Consider the following 18341-nt stretch of genomic DNA (forward strand, 5'->3'; position numbering starts at 1 on the left):
CGCCTGTAGCCCGCTCTGCGGCCCGGTTTCGACCGTATTGCCGCGCGTGAACTGCGATCCTGTCTCCGCTTCTGGCTTCGCCACAGCCTAGCGGGGCGGCGCGCGCAGGAAGGGCTGCGGCGGCCTGCGCGGGAATTGACGCGGGAATTGGCATAGAGATTGGCGCGGAGCGGGCCGAAACGGCGCCGCCTCTTCCGCAAGACCCGCGGGATGGAACAGGGCGGCCGGGATGGCGGGCAGGGGCAGCACAACGGCCCGGTCCAGCCGAAGACGGCAGGGCTTGCGCGCGGGCGCGTCGAAAGCCACCCCGCCAAGCGCCGCGTCCTGACGATCGGACTCGCGCGCCAGCGGCAGCAACAGCATGAGCCCCTGCGCGGCATCGCCGCTCAGATGCAGCACCGCCTGCGCCTCGCCCACCAGCACGGGCCCCAGAACATCGTGAAGCGCCGTGCGGCAAGCGGGCCGGAACAGCCCCGCGAAGGGGGTGCCTCGCACTTCCATCCCGCTGAGGGCGCTGAGCGCGGGATTGCCGAGGCGCAGCCGCGCGGGCGCGCCGGTGACACGACCGAGAAGGAAAGCATCAACCGCATGACCCCCCAGCAGCCGAAGATCCAGTTGCGACCGGCGCGGCGGTGCGGGGTCCGCGCGCAGCGAAGCCCAATAGGAACGAAGCGTGGCGAGCGGCGGGGGCAATGGGGTCATGTCGATCCTCGGCGGTTGCAGCGGCTGCTGCGGTGACGGTGGGCTTCCGGGGCCTCCGCGCGTTCACAGGCAAGCGCGGAACCCCCGGGGAAGCACCCGGAAAAGGGCGCAGGCGAGGGGGGCCGAGTTGTGATGCGCCGGTGGCTCTGATAACCCTAGACCGGCATTGGTTAGCGTATAATTAACCAGCCACATCCAAAAGGACTCCAGCAAGATGGCGCAATCGATGACCGGCTTTGCCTCTGCCAGCGGTGCCGAGGGCGCCTATGTCTGGACCTGGGATCTGCGCAGCGTGAACGCGCGCGGGCTGGATCTGCGCCTGCGCGTGCCCGACTGGTTGCCGGGGCTGGAACAGAACCTGCGCCAGCAGATCGCAAAGACCTTTTCCCGCGGCGCCATCACCGTGTCCTTGCGCATCACCCGCGACGACGCGGAGACGCAGTTCGCATCGAACCCCGCGCAGCTCACCCATCTGCTGGAGGCGGTCGCGAAGATCACCGATCAGGCGGCGCGCGCGGGCGTTCTGCTGACGCCGCCGACGGCCATGGACCTGCTGACGTTTCGCGGCATTACCGGCGACGACACCGGCCGCACGGGGCAGGAGGGGCGCATCGCGGCCAAGCTGGCGCAGGATGTGCAGGGCCCGATCCAGGCACTGGCGCGGATGCGCGCCGAGGAAGGCGCCGCGCTGACGGCGGTGCTGTCGCGCCAGCTTGACGATATCGACGCGCTGCTGGCGCAGACGCCCGCCGCCGCGCAGGAACGACAGGCCCAGGTTCGCGAGGCGCTGGCGCGCAATCTGGCACAGATCCTCGACAACGCCGACGGGCTCGACCCGACGCGCATCGCACAGGAACTGGCGCTGCTGGCGGTCAAATCCGATGTGACGGAAGAGCTGGACCGCCTGACCGCACATGTCGCCGCCGCACGCTCGCTGATGCAGGCCGGGGGGCCGATCGGGCGCAAGCTGGATTTCCTGATGCAGGAATTCAACCGCGAGGCAAATACCTTATGTTCGAAGTCGGGATCGACGCGGCTGACGGGGATCGGTCTTGACCTCAAGTCGCTGATCGATCAGATGCGCGAACAAGTCCAAAACCTGGAGTAGACATGCGCGGCCGTCGTGGTTTGCTGATCATCCTGTCGTCGCCCTCGGGGGCGGGCAAATCGACCCTGGCGCGGCGTCTGCGCGAATGGGATCCCGAAATCCAGTTTTCCGTCTCGGCCACCACGCGCGCGCCGCGCCCGGGCGAGGTCGAGGGGCGGGAATATTATTTCCGCGACCGCGCCACGTTCCAGAAAATGGTCGAGGACCGCGAAATGCTGGAACACGCCGAGGTGTTCGGCAATCTCTACGGCTCGCCAAAGAAATCGGTGGTCGAGGCGCTCAAGCAGGGCATCGACGTGCTGTTCGACATCGACTGGCAGGGCGGCCAGCAGATCCGCAACTCGCTGCGGGCCGAGGACACGGTGTCGATCTTCGTGCTGCCGCCCTCGATCGCGGAGCTGGAACGCCGCCTGCTGACGCGCGGCCAGGACCGGGGCGAGGTGATCGACAAGCGCATGGCGCGCAGCCGCGACGAGATCAGCCACTGGGCGGAATATGATTACGTTCTGGTCAATTCCGACATCGACCGCGCCACCGAAGAGGTGCGCGCCATCGTCACCGCCGAGCGGCTGAAGCGCAGCCGCCAGCCCGGGCTGATCGAACTGGTGCGCGATCTGAACAGCGAATTCGAAGAGCGCTCCGGCGAGCACGCGCCAGCCGAGGACAGCCCCCCGAACCGCTGACCGACCCTTGAAGGAGCCCGCGCAGATGACCGACTCGTCCGAATACAAATCCGAACACATGCCCGACAACCTGGTGCGCCGCACGCCCTGGCCCGACAGCGTCAGCCGCGCGGTGGTCACGCCGCTGCAGCCTTCGGTGGTCTATGCCAGCCCCACGCCCGACGCGCTGGATGCGCAATACGACGGCAAAACCCAGGGCTTCACCTATTCGCGCGAAGGCCACCCCAACGCACGGGTGCTGGCGCAAAAGCTCGACATGATGGAACGCGCCCCCGGCGGGATCGTGGTGTCCTCGGGCATGGCGGCGGTGGCGGCGGCACTGTTCGGGCTGCTGAAACAGGGCGATCACGTGGTGGCCGGCAATCAGCTTTATGGCCGCTCGCTCAGGATGATGACCGAACAGCTGCCGCGGCTCGGCATCTCGGTCGATTTCGCCGACCCCACCGACGGCGCCGCGATGACCGCGGCGATCCGGCCCGATACCCGCTTGGTGCTGGTGGAAACCGTGTCCAACCCGACGCTGCGCATCGCCGACATGCCCGCGATCATCGCGGCCTGCAAGGCGCAGGGCGCGCTGCTGGCGGTGGACAACACCTTCACCACGCCGCGCGCCTACAAGCCGTTGGTCGAGGGCGCGGATATCGTGATCCATTCGGTGACCAAGCTGCTGTCGGGCCACGCAGACGCGATGCTGGGCTATGTGGCCGCCGCCCGCGCCGAGCATCAGGCCGCGATCGACGATGCGGTCATCACCATGGGCTTTACCCCCAGCCCCTTCGATTGCTGGCTGGCGGAGCGCGGGCTTTACACCTTTGATCTGCGCTTCGACCGCGCGCAGCAGAACGCGGCCAGGCTCGCCGAGCTGCTGGCCGATCTGCCGGGTGTCGCGCAGGTGCTCTATCCCGGCCGCAACGACCACCCCGACCACAACCGCGCGGCGGGGGTGCTGAACGGGGTTGCGGGCAATATGGTCAGCTTTGTTCTCGACGGCGGGCGCGAGGCGGCCAACCGGCTGACCGCCGCCGTGCCCGATCTGGCCTTTGCGCCGACGCTGGGCGACGTGGGCACGACGCTGTCGCATCCCGCCTCCTCCTCCCATCGGGCGCTGGGGGCGGAAGGGCGCGCGGACCTGGGCATCAGCGAAGGGTTTTTCCGCGTCTCCACCGGGATCGAACCGATCGAGCTGATCCTGGCCGAGTTCACCAGGGGCGTCGCCGCCGCGCGCGGCTGACGACGCACAAGCGCGACGCGGGAAAGGGGTACGCCAATGGATATGGAAACCGCCCGCCGCATCCTGAACGCACTGCCGGGCGCCGCCGTCCTGATCGACAGATCAGAGCGGGTGCGCCTGGCCAACGCCGCCGCGCGCGATCTGCTCGGACGCAACGCCGAAGGCCGCCATTTCGTCACGCTGATCCGACAGCCCGCCGTGCTGGAAGCGATCGAACGCGCGCTGGAAAGCGGCACCGCCACCAATGCGCGTTATCTGGTGGCGGCGGGCAGCGAAACCGCCTTTCGCCTCACCGCCGCGCCCCTGGGCAGCGCGGAGCGGCCCGACGGCATCCTGCTGAGCTTCGAGGACATCAGCCCCGAAGAGCAGGCCAGCCAGATGCGCCGCGATTTCGTGGCCAACGTCAGCCATGAACTGCGCACGCCGCTGACGGCGCTGCTGGGCTTCATCGAGACGCTGCGCGGCGCCGCGCGCGATGACGCCGCCGCGCGCGACCGGTTTCTGGGGGTGATGGAACGCGAGGCCAGCCGCATGAACCGGTTGGTGCAGGACCTGCTGTCGCTCAGCCGCGTCGAGACGCAGGAGCGCGTGCGCCCGGCCAAGGCGGTCGATGTGATCGCGTTGATCCGTGCGGTGATGGCGACGCTGTCGCCCGGCGCCGCCGAACAGGGGGTGACGCTGGTGTTGCAGACCGATCTGCCGGGGGCGGCGGTCAATGGCGATTCGGATCAGCTGACCCAGGCGGTCCAGAACCTTGTCGAGAACGCCATCAAATACGGCGGGCGCGACAAGACCGTCACCATCGCCGCGCGCATTGTGGAACGCGAGCCGGTGCTGCGCGCCCGCTGCCTATGCGTGTCGGTGGCCGACCAGGGCGAAGGCGTAGAGGCCCACCACCTGCCACGGCTGACCGAACGATTCTATCGTGTGGACAACCACCGATCGCGCCAGATGGGCGGCACGGGGCTGGGGCTGGCGATCGTGAAACACATCGTCAACCGCCACCGCGGCCGGTTGAAAATCGCCAGCCAGCCGGGGCAGGGCACGGAATTCACGATGTTTCTGCCGCTGGCCTGAGCGCGCGGCGGAAAATTTTCTCCGTCCCGCGCATCGCCCCGTGCATTGTCATAAAACCGTTACACTGGTGTCACAAAACCATAGCGCTATCTCATTAGCTCAGCGACAGGTTCGCGGAACACGCGGCCCCTGAAAATACAACGGAGCATATTCGAATGTCCTACGCGAAACTGACCGTCTCCATCCTGGCGCTGGCCGCCGTGTCGGCAACCGCCACCGCCACCGCAGCCACCGCGCGCGAGCAGATCCGCATCGTCGGCTCGTCCACGGTCTTTCCGTTCTCCACCGCCGTCGCCGAGCAGTTCGGCCGCACCACGGATTTCCAGACACCGATCGTCGAATCCACCGGATCGGGCGGCGGGCTGAAGCTGTTCTGCGCCGGTGTCGGCGTCGACAGCCCCGACATCACCAACGCGTCGCGCCGGATGAAGCAAAAGGAATTCAAGACCTGCCAGGACAACGGCGTCACCGACATCACCGAAGCGGTGATCGGCTATGACGGCATCGTCGTCGCCAACGCGATGCAGGGCCCCGATTTCCAGCTGACCCGCGAACAGCTGGTGATCGCACTGGCCGAAAACGGCCCCAAGCCCACCATGTGGAACGAGGTCGACCCCTCGCTGCCGCCGCTGAAGATCGAGGTTCTCGGCCCGCCGCCCTCGTCGGGCACGCGCGATGCCTTCGAAGAGCTGGTGATGCACGAAGGCTGTGCCGACACCGACAAGGTCGCCTGTGACGGCGTGACGATCCGCCAGGACGGCGCCTATATCGAATCGGGTGAGAACGACAACCTGATCGTCTCCAAGCTGGAAGCGAACCCCGACGCGCTGGGGATCTTCGGGTTTTCCTTCCTCGACCAGAACGCCGACCAGCTGAAGGGCGCCACCGTCGACGGCATGGAGCCCACCTTCGAGAACATTGCGTCGGGCGACTACCCGGTGTCGCGCTCGCTCTACTTCTACATCAAGGACGCGCATGTCGGCGCGGTGCCCGGTGTTCAGGAATACGCCAATGAATTCCTGTCCGACGCCGCCAGCGGCCAGGAAGGCTACCTTGTCGACAAGGGCCTGATCCCGCTGACCGAAGACGAGCACGGCAAGATGAAAGCGGCCGTGGGCGAGCTGAAGAAGATGACCGCAGACGCCTGGAAGTGATCCGCGACGCGATCGATCCGCGTTTTGGCGACGTGTTTCGCTGAACGCAAACGGCAAGGGGCGGTGCGCCCGCCCCTTGCACCCCGCGGCCCCGATGCGCTAGGCCCGTGCGAACTGGCGGCAGCCCGGCGTCGCGTTTTATCTAGGGGGCGCAATGCTCACCACGACATTTGTTGGTATCGTCCTGGTCAGTGCGGCGGTCTACCTGCTGTCGCTGCGCAGGGCAGCGGCGCTTTCGGCGTCAGGGCAGGTGCTGCACTCCCGTGCCGCCTATCACGGGCTGAACGCGGCGCTGAACGCCTTTATCGGCGGTATCCTTGTGTTGCTGGTCGTCGGCATCGGCTGGAGCGCACTCAACAACTACGTCCTCGGCAATGACATCGCGACCTCGCTGCCCGACAGTTCGGGAATCGAGCGCTCGCTGGTGTTGTCGGACGCCAAGGCCCAGGCCGAAGGGCGGCTGACCTCGCGCACCGGCGCGCTGCGCGACCGGATCGCACAGCGCTATGCGGTGCTGGACAGCTGGCGCCGCTGGGGCACGCTCGTCCTCGCGCTTGCCGTCAGCCTCGGGCTGGGGCTGCGCGCCTATCTCGCTGTCACCCCCGCCTATCGCGCACGCAACAATTCCGAACGGGTGATCCGGGGCGTCTTGTGGTCGATGGCCGCCATCGCGGTGCTGACGACATTGGGGATCGTGCTGTCGCTGATCTTCGAGACGTTCAATTTCTTTTCGATGATCGACTGGCGCATCGACAAGTTCCTGTTCGGCACCAACTGGAGCCCGCTTTCGGGCGTGCAGGCGGGCAAGATCAGCCCCGACCGCGTGGGCGCGGTGCCGCTCTTCGCGGGCACCTTCCTGATCACGCTGATCGCGATGATCGTGGCGGTGCCGGTGGGGCTGTTTTCCGCAATCTACCTGTCGGATTTCGCCTCCCGCCGGGTACGCGCCGTGGTCAAGCCGATGCTGGAGCTGCTGGCCGGCATCCCCACCGTCGTCTACGGCTTTTTCGCCGCGATCACGGTGGCGCCCTTCCTGCGCAACCTCGGCGATTCCGTCGGGGTTTCCATCGCGTCGGAATCCGCGCTGGCGGCGGGGCTGGTGATGGGCATCATGATCATTCCGTTCATCTCTTCGCTGTCCGACGACGTGATCAACGCGGTCCCGCAAAGCCTGCGCGACGGCAGCTACGGGCTGGGCGCCACCAAGGCCGAGACGATCCGCCAGGTGGTGCTGCCCGCCGCGCTGCCGGGGATCGTGTCGGCGGTGCTGCTGGGCATCAGCCGCGCCGTGGGCGAGACGATGATCGTGGTGATGGCGGCGGGGCAGGGCGCGAACCTGACGCTCAACCCGCTGGAGGCGGTGACCACCGTGACGGTGCAGATCGTCATGCTGATCACCGGCGACACCGAAGCCGACACCGCGGCGGGGCCGGCCTTCACCCTTGGGTTCGCGTTGTTCTGCGTGACGCTGCTGATGAACATCCTCGCCTTGCGGCTGGTGCGCCGCTACCGTGAAATGTACGAATGAGGACGCCCGCCATGGACGAGACATCCCCCAAGCTCGCGCCCTTCACCGACACCCCCGCCTCGGCCCGCCGCGCCAAGGCGCGCCGCCGCTCGGAAAAGCGGCTGAAGGCCTATGGCATCACCGCGATCGGGCTGGCGGCGCTGGCGCTGGTCGTGCTGTTGAACTCGGTGGTCTTCAAGGCGGTGGGGGCGCTGACGGAAACCTATCTGACGCTGCCCGTCACGCTGGACGCGGCCAAGCTGGACCCCGAAGGCACGCGCGATCCGAAAACCATCCTGCGCGCCGATTTCTCGGGCCTGTCCAAGGAAGTGCTGCGCGAGCAATTCCCCCAGGTCAAATCCCGCAGCGCCAAGCGCGAGCTTTACGACCTGCTGTCTTCGGGGGCGAGTTTCGAGCTGGCGCAGAAAGTGTCGGCCAATCCGGCGCTGCTGGGTCAGACCATCGAATACAGGTTTCTCGCCTCGGATGTGGCCGACCTTTATTTCAAGGGCGCCTACGGTGGGCTGTCCAAGCAGCCCGAAACCGGCAGCCTGAGCATCGCGCCCGAAGGCAAGACCTTTGCCGTCACGCTCAGCAATGCGGCCTTCGTTCCCGCGCTGGAGGCGCTCAAGGCCGATCTGCTGGACGACGCCGCCCGGCTGCGGCGGCAGGCGGTGCTGCAGGACAATGGCGTCAACGTGTTCCGCAGCCGCGCGGAAAAAGCCACCGACCCCGACCAGAAGGCCGAATATCTGGCCCAGGTCGACCAGCGCAGCGCGGCGCGGGACGCCCTGCTCGCCAAGGCGCAGGAGATGGAGGACCGCGCCCGCGCCGACGGCGGCACCGAAAAGCTGGGCGCCGACAACGCCTCGGTCCTGCTGCGCGCGAATGGCGGCTGGTTCAAGCTGACCGAGCTGAGCGCCTCGGGCGGACTGGCGCAGATGCTGGCGCCCCCCGACGAACCGGTGAACGCGTCCACCGACTGGACGCTCTATTTCACCGACCTGCCGGAGCAAAGCCGCAAGGTATCGGACGAGCAGATCGTCTGGCTTGAAACCCTGAAATCCGAGGGCCGCGTGGACACGGTGTTCAACACACGCTTCTTCACCGCCTCCGACAGCCGGGAGCCGGAGCTTGCGGGCATCTGGGGCGCCGCGGTGGGCTCTTTCTGGACCATGCTCGTGACCTTTGCGCTGGCCTTTCCCATTGGCGTGCTGGCCGCGATCTATCTGGAGGAATTCGCGCCGCGCAATCGCTTCACCGATTTCGTCGAGGTCAATATCAACAACCTCGCGGCGGTGCCCTCGATCGTCTTCGGTCTGTTGGGGCTGGCGGTGTTTCTGGGCGTCTTCGGGGTGCCGCGTTCCGCACCGCTGGCGGGCGGCATCGTGCTGGCGCTGATGACGCTGCCCACGGTGATCATCGCCAGCCGTGCGTCGATCCGCGCGGTGCCGCCCTCGATCCGCGACGCGGCGCTGGGGCTCGGCGCGTCCAAGCTGCAAAGTTCGTTCCACCATGTGCTGCCGCTGGCGATGCCGGGCATCCTGACCGGCACGATCATCGGCATGGCACAGGCGCTGGGGGAAACCGCGCCGCTGATCCTGATCGGCATGGTGGCCTTCATCGTGGACGTGCCCGGCGGCATCCTGGACAGCGCGACGGTGCTGCCGGTGCAGGTCTACCGCTGGTCCGACTTTCCCGAACGCGCCTTCGAGGCGCGCACATCGCTGGCGATCGTCGTGCTGCTGATCTTTCTGATCCTCATGAACGCCCTGGCAATTTTCCTGCGCCGCAGGTTTGAACGCAGATGGTAGGAACTGGCTCGATGAACAACACACAATTGCGAAACGCGGCACAGCCGACGGAGGAGCCCGCCACAGGCGCCGTTGCAACCGACGGGGCAGGGGCCGCCGATGCCGATGCCGCCCGCAGCAAGATTTCCGCGCGCAACGTCAATGTCCACTACGGTTCGACCCACGCGATCCGCGATGTGGATGTCGAGATCCTGGACAAGACCGTCACCGCCTTCATCGGGCCGTCGGGCTGCGGCAAATCCACCTTTCTGCGCTGCATCAACCGCATGAACGACACCATCGACGGCGCGGTCGTCGACGGCACCATCCTGCTGGACGGCCATGACATCTATGACCGCGCCGTCGACCCGGTGCAGCTGCGCGCCAAGGTCGGCATGGTGTTCCAGAAACCCAACCCGTTTCCGAAATCCATCTACGACAACATCGCCTACGGCCCCCGCATCCACGGACTTGCCAAGAACAAGTCGGAACTCGACGAAATCGTTGAGAAATCCCTGCGTCGCGGCGCCATCTGGGATGAGGTGAAGGACAGGCTGCACCAGCCGGGCACCAGCCTGTCGGGGGGTCAGCAGCAGCGGCTGTGCATCGCGCGCGCCATCGCCACGGCGCCCGAGGTGCTGCTGATGGATGAACCCTGCTCCGCGCTGGACCCGATCGCCACGGCCCAGGTCGAGGAACTGATCGACGATCTGAGCTCGCGCTATTCGGTGGTGATCGTCACCCATTCCATGCAGCAGGCGGCGCGGGTCAGCCAGAAGACAGCGTTTTTCCACCTCGGCAATCTGGTCGAATATGGCGACACGACCACGATCTTTACCAAACCCGGCGACAGCCGCACCGAATCCTACATAACCGGCCGTATCGGCTGAGGAGGTCCGCCCATGTCAGACTACGCTCATATCGCTTCGGCATTCGACCGCGACCTGGAATCCATTCAGGCGATGATCATGAAGATGGGCGGGCTGGTCGAGGCCGCGATCCAGGATGCGTCCAAATCGCTCGATACCCGCGACGAGGAGCTGGCCGAGCAGGTGCGCCGCGCCGACAAGCGCATCGACGCGCTAGAGGATGAGGTCAACATCGCCGCCGCGCGGCTGATCGCCTTGCGTGCGCCCACCGCCGGCGATCTGCGCATGGTGCTGAGCGTGATCAAGATCAGCGCCAATCTGGAACGTGTGGGCGATTACGCCAAGAACATGGGCAAGCGCACATCGGCGCTGGTGCAGATGGACCAGATCGAAGGCGCGGGCGGCGCGATCCGGCGCATGTCGCGCGCGGTCGAGGCGATGCTGAAGGACGCGCTGGACGCCTATGTGCAGCGCGACGCCGATCTGGCCGAGGACGTGCGCCAGCGCGACGCCGATGTCGATCAGATGTACAATGCGCTCTTTCGTGAATTCGTAACCTTCATGATGGAAGATCCCCGCAACATCACGGCCTGCATGCACCTGCATTTCATCGCCAAGAATATCGAACGCATGGGCGACCACGTGACCTCGATCGCGGAACAGGTGATCTATACCGTCAACGGCGAAATGCCCGAGGAAAGCCGCCCCAAGAGCGACCGCACCAGCTATGAGGGGCTGGAACCCAGATGAGACGCGCCTCCGACACGCCCACGGTTCTGGTGGTCGAGGATGAGCCCGCACAGCGCGAGGTGCTCGCCTACAACCTGGAGGCCGAGGGCTTTCGCGTCTTGCAGGCCGACAATGGCGAGGACGCGATGCTGCTGGTGGCCGAGGATCCGCCGGACATCATCGTGCTGGACTGGATGATGCCGAACCTGTCGGGGATCGAGGTGTGCCGCAGGTTGAAGACCCGTACGGAAACCAAGGCGATCCCGGTCATCATGCTGTCGGCACGCTCGGAAGAGGTCGACAAGGTGCGCGGCCTGGAAACCGGCGCCGACGATTACGTGGTCAAACCGTATTCGGTGGTGGAACTGATGGCCCGCGTGCGCGCCCAGCTGCGCCGGGTGCGCGCTGCGGCGGTGGGCGAAAGCCTTGTCTTCGACGACATCCTGCTGGATGCGGAAACGCACAAGGTGTTCCGCGCGGATCAGATCCTGTCGTTGGGACCGACCGAGTTTCGTCTTCTGGCGACCTTCATGGAAAAGCCGGGCCGCGTCTGGAGCCGCGAACAGCTGCTGGACCGGGTCTGGGGCCGCGACATCTATGTCGATACGCGGACTGTGGATGTGCATATAGGACGGCTGCGCAAAGCCTTGCGCCAGCACGGCGGCGACGATCCGTTGCGCACCGTAAGGGGCGCCGGTTACGCTCTGGGTTAAATCCTATAATCGATATTATGTGTTAATTTTCGGTTAACGCTCACGTGCACCGGGCGCGCGCGCGTAACCTCACGATTTTGTGATGTGACAGCAACTTGTATCCAGCCTTGACGATGTAGAGGCTGCTTTCATAAGATTTTTCAGTCGCGTAAGTCGGTTTGCCTTTCGCAACCCGGGTACAGGTTATGAGTATTTTTTTATCGACACATCCTATCGCAATTCCCGTGTTCAGATGCTGACCGAGCATCTGCACCGCCTCATCAATTCGGAGAGCAGCGAGGCCGCTTGGGCACTGCACCGAAAACTGATGGAAGATTTCGGATTCGATCGGCTCATCTACCGCGTGGTGCGCAGCTTTTCGCACAGTGCCGAAGGCGAAGGTGACGATGTCGTCACCCTGTCCAGTCACCCCGAGAGCTATTTCAACGGGTATATGGAGAATGAGTTCTACAGATATGCGCCCACCGTACGCTGGACGCGCGAACATGCCGGTGCGTGCAGTTGGCGCTGGGTTCAGGAAGAAGACGCCGCCGGTCGATTAAGCGACATCGAGCGCAAGGCCCATGCGTTCAATCAAAAGATGGGTGTAACCGCCGGATATACCGTAAGCTTTCTCAATCTCTCGGTCCGCGCCAGTGGCGGAATCGCCTTGACCGCGCGCCATGGGCTCAGCCAGGACGACGTCGATGGGATCTGGAACAGCGATGGTGACTATATCCTCCTGATCAACAAGATCCTGCATCTGAAGCTGCTGCAACTGCCCGTCGCCGGGTCGCTTTCCCCGCTGACCCTGCGCCAGCGCGAGGTGCTGGAATGGGCGGCCGAAGGCAAGACCGCGCAGGACATCGCCATGATCATGGATCTGACCCGCCCCACGATCGAGAAACACCTGCGGCTGGCGCGGCAGAACCTCAAGGTCGACAACACGGCGCAGGCGGTGATGAAGGCGATGAACACCAATCAGATCTTCTGCACCATGCCGTCCACCCTGAGCTTTACGTAGGGGAAGGTATGGATTCCGTTACTTTAATGACGCCACGTAACTATGCATAATACCCCAGTTCCGTGAGTGGTGGCATTAGCCAAGGAACCTAAGTGTCTGGGAAGGCCTGCTAATTCCAGGCGCAATCAGACACCCGGGCAACCGGACGTTGGTGTCGGCGGGGTATTGTGTGACCGTCGACACCGACACCTTCTTGCCAGCTCCCTCATCCCCGATAGACGGGCAAGAAAAAAACGGCGCGACCAGGTCGCGCCGTTTGCTTTCGTGATGCCGATGGGCGCGCCGGGATCAGGCGTTCATCTTCGCCACTTCTTCGGCGAAGTTTTCGGCTTCTTTTTCAATGCCTTCACCAACCGCCAGGCGGACGAACCCGGTGATCTCGACGCCGGCTTCCTTGGCGGCCTCTGCAACCGTCTGGTCGGGATTGACGACAAAGGCCTGCCCCAGCAACGTGACTTCGGACAGGAACTTCTTCATCCGGCCTTCGATCATCTTTTCGATGACCTGTTCGGGCTTGCCCGATTCGCGCGCCTGTTCGGTCAGCACGGTCTTTTCGCGCTCGACCAGCGCGGGGTCCAGATCGGCCTCGCCCAGCGACGCGGGATTGGCGGCGGCGACATGCATGGCAATCTGACGGCCGATGCCGTTGTCGGTGCCCTTCATCGCGACCAGGACGCCGATCTTGCCCATGCCTTCGGCAACCTGGTTGTGGACATAGGCGGTCACGCTCTCGCCGCTGACCTTGGCCATCCGGCGGATGGTCATGTTCTCGCCGATGGTGGCGATCTTGTTGGTCAGCACATCCTCGACGGATGTGCCCTCGACCTGCTGGGATTTCAGCGCCTCGACGTCGTCGACGTTCAGCGCGGCGCGGGCGAAATCGGCGACCATCTTCTGGAATTCGGCGTTCTTGCCGACGAAATCGGTTTCCGAATTCACCTCCAGGGCGACGGCATTGCCGTCTTCCAGCGCCACGGCGACCAGACCTTCGGCGGCGGTGCGACCGGATTTCTTGGCGGCCTTGGCCAGCCCCTTGGTGCGCAGCCAGTCGACGGCCGCATCCATGTCACCATCGGTTTCCGTCAGGGCCTTCTTGGCGTCCATCATGCCTGCGCCCGTGGTGTCGCGCAGTTCCTTGACCATTGCAGCGGTGATTGCCATTTGCGGCTCTCCTCGAAATGGGGTGTGGGGGCCGGATCGGACCCCTGCCCGACCCGAAAATTCAGCTCGACAAACGGCGATCAGCCCTTGTTTTCAAGCTCGTAGGGCGCATCCTTGGCGATCGCGTCGTTCGACACTGTCTCGTCCGACGCCTGGCCGACCTCGACGCCTTCGGCCGGGGCTTCTTCAAGCGCCTCTTCCTCGGGGGCGACTTCCATTTCACCGATGTCGATGCCGGCGGCGCCCATCTGGGCGGTCATGCCGTCAAGCGCGGCTCGGCTGACCAGATCGCAGTAAAGCGCAATGGCGCGGGCCGCGTCGTCGTTGCCGGGAATGATATAGTCGATGCCATCGGGCGAGGCGTTGGAATCGACGATGGCGACGACCGGGATGCCCAGTTTCTTGGCTTCCTTGATGGCCAGGTCTTCCTTGTTCACGTCGATGATGAACAGCAGATCCGGCACGCCGCCCATTTCGCGAATACCGCCCAGCGACGCCTGAAGCTTGGTCTGCTCGCGTTCCATCGACAGACGCTCGCGCTTGGTCAGACCCTCGGCGCCGATTTCCATCTGCTCGTCGATGGCCTTCAGGCGGTTGATCGAGTTCGACACCGTCTTCCAGTTGGTCAGCGTGCCGCCCAGCCAGCGGTGGTTCATGTAGTATTGCGCGCACCGCTCCGCGGCATCGGCGACGGGGCGCTGCGCCTGACGCTTGGTGCCCACGAACAGGATGCGGCCGCCCTTGGCGACGGTTTCGCGCACGACGTTCAGCGCGGCGTCCAGCATCGGGACGGTCTGCGTCAGGTCGAGAATGTGAATGCCGTTCTTGTCACCATAGATGAATTCGCCCATGCGGGGATTCCAACGCTGGGTCTGGTGACCAAAGTGAACGCCAGCTTCCAGAAGCTGACGCATAGTGAAATCAGGGAGCGCCATGTCCATGTTCCTTTTCCGGTTTGCGCCTCGGCGGGGGTTCAGAGCGTTCGCTCAACCGGCGGACCTTGCGGGATGTCTCCCCGCGCGGCCCAGGCCCCGCCTGTGAAGTGTGGGCGGGTTAGGCCAACGCGGCCCGCTTTGCAAGCGCAATCGACGCGGGGCGGCGCAATCGCGCCTTGATGCGCCAGCCCGCATCTGATCGAACGGAGGGCATGAACAGCCAGCCTGACATATTGTGCATCGGTTCCGTGCTTTGGGACATCATCGGCCGATCCGCCAGCCACATGCGGGCGGGCGCGGACGTGCCGGGGCGGATCACCCGCCTGCCCGGCGGTGTCGCGCTGAACGTCGCGATGACGCTGCAACGATTCGGCCTGCGGCCCGCGCTCCTGAGCGTGCTGGGCAGCGATGCGGAGGGGCGCGAGCTGCTGGCCGCCTGCACGCGTCTCGGGCTTTTGACCGAACATCTCTATATCTCCGCCGATCTGCCCACCGATCGCTACATGGCGGTGGAGGGCGGCAACGGGCTGATCGCGGCCATCGCCGACGCCCATTCGCTGGAAGCCGCGGGCGCGCGCTATCTGGCGCCGCTGATGGACGGCCCGCTTGGCAGCAGCAAGGCGCCCTACCCCGGCCTGATCGCCATCGACGGCAATCTGACCACCGCGCTGCTGGCCGAAATTGCCGGGCACCCCGCCTTTGCGCGCGCGGATCTGCGGCTGGCGCCTGCATCGCCCGGCAAGGCGGAGCGTCTGCTGCCGCTGCTGCCGCACCCGGGCGCGACCACCTATGTGAACCTCGAAGAGGCTTCCATCCTGTGCCAGCGGCCCTTCGCCGACACGCGCAGCGCGGCGCAGGCGTTGCTCGACCGGGGCGCGACGCGCGTATCGGTCACCCATGGCGACGCGCCCGCCACCCATGGCGGCCCCGACGGGCTGCTCAGCATGACGCCGCCTGCGGTTCTGGTCACCCGCGTGACCGGCGCGGGCGACACGTTCATGGGGGCGCATATCGCGGCCGAATGGCGCGGCGCCGATCCCGAGGCCGCGCTGAAAGACGCGCTGACCGCCGCCGCCCTTTACGTATCCGGAGATACCGCCCTATGACCTTCCCGCCCGCCCCCACCGCCAGGATCGCGCCGCAGCTGTCCGCCGAGGTCGCGCGCGCGCTGCGCGACGGGCTGCCTGTCGTGGCCCTGGAAAGCACGATCATCACCCACGGGATGCCCTACCCCGGCAATCTGGAAACCGCGCTGAAGGTGGAACAGGCGGTGCGCGATGCGGGCGCCGTTCCCGCCACCATCGCGGTTCTGGGCGGGCAGCTGCGCGTCGGGCTTGGTCGGGAGGAGCTGGAATCGCTGGCGCGGATGCGCGACGTGATGAAGCTGTCGCGCGCGGATCTTGCGGTCTGCATGGCGCTGGGGCGCAACGGCGCCACGACCGTTGCCGCCACGATGATCGCGGCCGCCCTATCGGGGATCGAGGTCTTCGCCACGGGCGGCATCGGCGGCGTTCACCAAGGCGCCGAGGACAGTTTCGACATTTCCGCCGATCTGGACGAACTGGCGCAGACGCCGGTGACGGTCGTGGCCGCGGGCCCGAAGGCCATTCTGGACATCCCGAAAACGTTGGAGGTGCTGGAAACCTCCGGCGTGCCGGTCATCACCTATGCCTCCGACGATTTCCCCGCCTTCTGGTCGCGCAGCAGCGGGCTGCCCGCCGCGCTGCGGCTCGACACGCCCGCGGAGATCGCAGCGGCACATCGGATGCGCGCGGCGCTGGGGCTTGCGGGCGGGCAGCTCGTGGCGAACCCGGTGCCGGCCGCGCATGAGATCCCCCGCGACACCATGCGCCCGATCATCGAACGCGCGACAGCCGACGCCGAGGCACAGGGCATCACCGGCAAGGCGGTCACACCGTTCCTGCTGGACCGGATCTACACGCTTACCGAAGGGCGGTCGCTGGCGACCAATATCGCGCTCGTGCTCGACAACGCGCAGCTGGCCGCACGCATCGCCGCCGCCCTGCGCTCCCCCACCACGGCACCCGCCCCGACCCGCCCGGACGCGCCGCAGGACGGTTTCCCGTCCGGCACACCACTTTAAGGCCGTGACAGCAGGGGCGCGCGCCGCTATGGCCTGCCAGGTGACGCGGCGGCATTGCAGTCTGGCTGCGCTGCCCATACCCTCTTGTCAAAGATCTGGACACCGCAAACAGCCATGACCAAGAAAGAGCCGGACGACCGTCCAGAGATCAAACGCCGCCGTCCCGGCATCTTTGCCCGGCTGCGCAGCAGCTTTCTCGCCGGTCTGATCATCGTCGTTCCCGTCGCGCTGACAATGTGGCTGGTATGGACCGTCACCGGCACCATCGACAGCTGGGTGCTGCCGCTGGTGCCCCATCAGCTGCAACCCTCGCAATATATCGGGATAAACCTGCGCGGCGTGGGCGTGGTGATCTTCCTGATCTTCACGGTGGTGATGGGCTGGCTGGCGAAGGGGTTCCTGGGCCGGTCGCTGATCCGGCTGGGCGAGGGCATCGTCGACCGCATGCCGGTGGTCCGCTCGATCTACAACGGCCTCAAGCAGATCGTGGAAACCGCGCTCAGCCAGGGCGAAACCTCCTTCGACAAGGCCTGCCTGGTGCAATATCCGCGCGAAGGCATCTGGGCGCTGGCCTTCGTCTCCACCTCCGCCAAGGGCGAGGTGCGCGCGCGCATCCCGACGGAGGAGAACATCCTGTCGGTATTCCTGCCCACCACGCCCAATCCCACCTCGGGGTTCCTGCTGTTCGTGCCGGAGCGCGACGTCATCTATCTGGACATGACCGTAGAGAGCGCGGCGAAACTGGTGATCTCGGCCGGGCTCGTCTATCCGAACCCCAAGGACCCGACCAAGCCGTCCGTGCCCGCCTCTTCGCTCGACGCCGAAGACCGGCCCGGATGATGGCCCGGAATGACGGCCCGAATGATCACACGATGCCGACAATGACGTCACATGGAACGCCGACCGGCAGGGCGACGATCCGATGACAGCCCTCTCCGGTGCGGCGCTGACCGGATTTCTGACCGGGTTTTCGCTGATCCTCGCGATCGGGGCGCAGAACGCCTTCGTGCTGCGCCAGGGGCTGATGCGGCGCCATGTGCTGCCGCTGTGCCTGGTCTGCGCGGGCTCCGACGCGTTGCTGATCGCGGCGGGTGTGGCGGGGTTCGCGACGATCATCGGCCTGTGGCCCTGGCTGCCCGACGCGATGGCACTGGGCGGGGCGCTGTTCCTGCTGGTCTATGGCGCACTGCGGCTGCGGGCCGCCTGGGCCGGATCGGAAGCGGTGGATCTGTCGGGCGAGACCGGCAGCCTGTCGCGCACGCTGGCCGTGGCGCTGGCGCTGACCTGGTTGAACCCGCATGTCTATCTCGACACGCTGGGTTTGATCGGGGCGATTTCCACCAGCTATGCCGCCCTGCCCGCGAAGCTTGCCTTCGGGATCGGGGCGACCACGGCGTCCTTCGTGTTCTTCTTCGCGCTTGGCTATGGCGCGCGGCTTCTGGCGCCCGTCATGTCGCGCCCGGCCGCCTGGCGCATTCTGGATCTGATGATCGCGCTGGTGATGTGGGGCATCGCGCTGGGGCTGCTGCGCGGGGTCATGGCATGACGGGGCCGGTTCCCGCCACCGCAGGC

The 18341-nt window shown here is 65.8% G+C and carries 17 protein-coding genes and 2 pseudogenes; 16 read left to right on the top strand and 3 right to left on the bottom strand.

The annotated features are described in order from the left end of the window. Positions 1-87: 87 nt before the first annotated feature. Positions 88-702 (bottom strand): PAS domain-containing protein, encoded by a 615-nt coding sequence (locus tag ACU0BR_RS03220; RefSeq protein ID WP_446155404.1) that lies wholly within the window; start codon positions 700-702, stop codon positions 88-90. Between the two features lie 214 nt (positions 703-916). Here ACU0BR_RS03220 and ACU0BR_RS03225 point away from each other — a divergent pair, with 214 nt between their 5' ends. From ACU0BR_RS03225 to ACU0BR_RS03280, 12 genes and pseudogenes are all read left to right on the top strand, one after another. Continuing rightward, the gene (locus tag ACU0BR_RS03225; protein WP_446155405.1) at positions 917-1810 is read left to right on the top strand and encodes a YicC/YloC family endoribonuclease; all 894 of its coding nucleotides are present in this window, start codon (positions 917-919) and stop codon (positions 1808-1810) included. Positions 1811-1812: 2 nt separating this feature from the next. Continuing rightward, a complete protein-coding gene (gene gmk / locus ACU0BR_RS03230; protein WP_446155406.1) occupies positions 1813-2493 on the top strand; it encodes a guanylate kinase in 681 nt (226 codons plus the stop codon). Between the two features lie 25 nt (positions 2494-2518). Beyond that, the gene (locus tag ACU0BR_RS03235; protein WP_446155407.1) at positions 2519-3724 is read left to right on the top strand and encodes a trans-sulfuration enzyme family protein; all 1206 of its coding nucleotides are present in this window, start codon (positions 2519-2521) and stop codon (positions 3722-3724) included. Between the two features lie 36 nt (positions 3725-3760). Next, complete coding sequence (locus ACU0BR_RS03240; protein ID WP_446155408.1) at positions 3761-4801, top strand: ATP-binding protein; 1041 nt, start codon at positions 3761-3763, stop codon at positions 4799-4801. 155 nt (positions 4802-4956) lie between these two features. Further along, positions 4957-5955, top strand: coding sequence for a PstS family phosphate ABC transporter substrate-binding protein (locus tag ACU0BR_RS03245; protein WP_446155409.1), 999 nt, complete (start codon positions 4957-4959; stop codon positions 5953-5955). Positions 5956-6109: 154 nt separating this feature from the next. Next, positions 6110-7483, top strand: coding sequence for a phosphate ABC transporter permease subunit PstC (gene pstC / locus ACU0BR_RS03250; protein ID WP_446155410.1), 1374 nt, complete (start codon positions 6110-6112; stop codon positions 7481-7483). 11 nt (positions 7484-7494) lie between these two features. Then, positions 7495-7968 (top strand): annotated as a pseudogene (locus ACU0BR_RS03255) (DUF3333 domain-containing protein); the annotation flags it as partial. 513 nt (positions 7969-8481) lie between these two features. Further along, positions 8482-9276, top strand: a pseudogene (gene pstA / locus ACU0BR_RS03260) (phosphate ABC transporter permease PstA); the annotation flags it as partial. Between the two features lie 11 nt (positions 9277-9287). Beyond that, on the top strand, positions 9288-10145 hold the full coding sequence (gene pstB, locus ACU0BR_RS03265; protein ID WP_446155411.1) for a phosphate ABC transporter ATP-binding protein PstB: 858 nt from the start codon (positions 9288-9290) through the stop codon (positions 10143-10145). 12 nt (positions 10146-10157) lie between these two features. Then, positions 10158-10874, top strand: coding sequence for a phosphate signaling complex protein PhoU (gene phoU, locus ACU0BR_RS03270; RefSeq protein ID WP_446155412.1), 717 nt, complete (start codon positions 10158-10160; stop codon positions 10872-10874). Beyond that, complete coding sequence (phoB, locus tag ACU0BR_RS03275) at positions 10871-11566, top strand: phosphate regulon transcriptional regulator PhoB (RefSeq protein WP_446155413.1); 696 nt, start codon at positions 10871-10873, stop codon at positions 11564-11566. The genes phoU and phoB overlap by 4 nt, the downstream gene beginning before the upstream one ends. A 307-nt stretch (positions 11567-11873) precedes the next feature. Next, positions 11874-12569 carry a helix-turn-helix transcriptional regulator gene (locus ACU0BR_RS03280; RefSeq protein ID WP_446155414.1) on the top strand — a complete coding sequence of 232 codons (696 nt, stop codon included), beginning with the start codon at positions 11874-11876 and terminating at the stop codon, positions 12567-12569. A gap of 288 nt (positions 12570-12857) precedes the next feature. Here ACU0BR_RS03280 and tsf read toward each other — a convergent pair whose 3' ends face one another. Both tsf and rpsB read right to left on the bottom strand, forming a co-directional pair. Then, positions 12858-13730 carry a translation elongation factor Ts gene (gene tsf, locus ACU0BR_RS03285; protein WP_446155415.1) on the bottom strand — a complete coding sequence of 291 codons (873 nt, stop codon included), beginning with the start codon at positions 13728-13730 and terminating at the stop codon, positions 12858-12860. 80 nt (positions 13731-13810) lie between these two features. Beyond that, entirely contained in the window at positions 13811-14665 is an 855-nt protein-coding gene (rpsB, locus tag ACU0BR_RS03290) for a 30S ribosomal protein S2 (RefSeq protein ID WP_446155416.1), read from the bottom strand. A gap of 212 nt (positions 14666-14877) precedes the next feature. Here rpsB and ACU0BR_RS03295 point away from each other — a divergent pair, with 212 nt between their 5' ends. The 4 genes from ACU0BR_RS03295 to ACU0BR_RS03310 all read left to right on the top strand — a co-directional run bounded on the left by ACU0BR_RS03295 (position 14878) and on the right by ACU0BR_RS03310 (position 18315). Beyond that, the gene (locus tag ACU0BR_RS03295) at positions 14878-15771 is read left to right on the top strand and encodes a PfkB family carbohydrate kinase (RefSeq protein ID WP_446155417.1); all 894 of its coding nucleotides are present in this window, start codon (positions 14878-14880) and stop codon (positions 15769-15771) included. Further along, the gene (locus ACU0BR_RS03300; protein WP_446155418.1) at positions 15768-16769 is read left to right on the top strand and encodes a pseudouridine-5'-phosphate glycosidase; all 1002 of its coding nucleotides are present in this window, start codon (positions 15768-15770) and stop codon (positions 16767-16769) included. Before ACU0BR_RS03295 ends, ACU0BR_RS03300 begins: the two co-directional genes overlap by 4 nt. A gap of 114 nt (positions 16770-16883) precedes the next feature. After that, positions 16884-17609, top strand: a complete 726-nt coding sequence (locus tag ACU0BR_RS03305; protein ID WP_446155419.1) for a DUF502 domain-containing protein — start codon at positions 16884-16886, stop codon at positions 17607-17609. A gap of 82 nt (positions 17610-17691) precedes the next feature. Next, positions 17692-18315: a LysE/ArgO family amino acid transporter gene (locus ACU0BR_RS03310; protein WP_446155420.1), complete on the top strand. Its 624-nt coding sequence runs from the start codon at positions 17692-17694 to the stop codon at positions 18313-18315. The last annotated feature ends 26 nt before the right edge of the window (positions 18316-18341 follow it).

It is taken from the genome of Brevirhabdus sp., assembly GCF_052826345.1.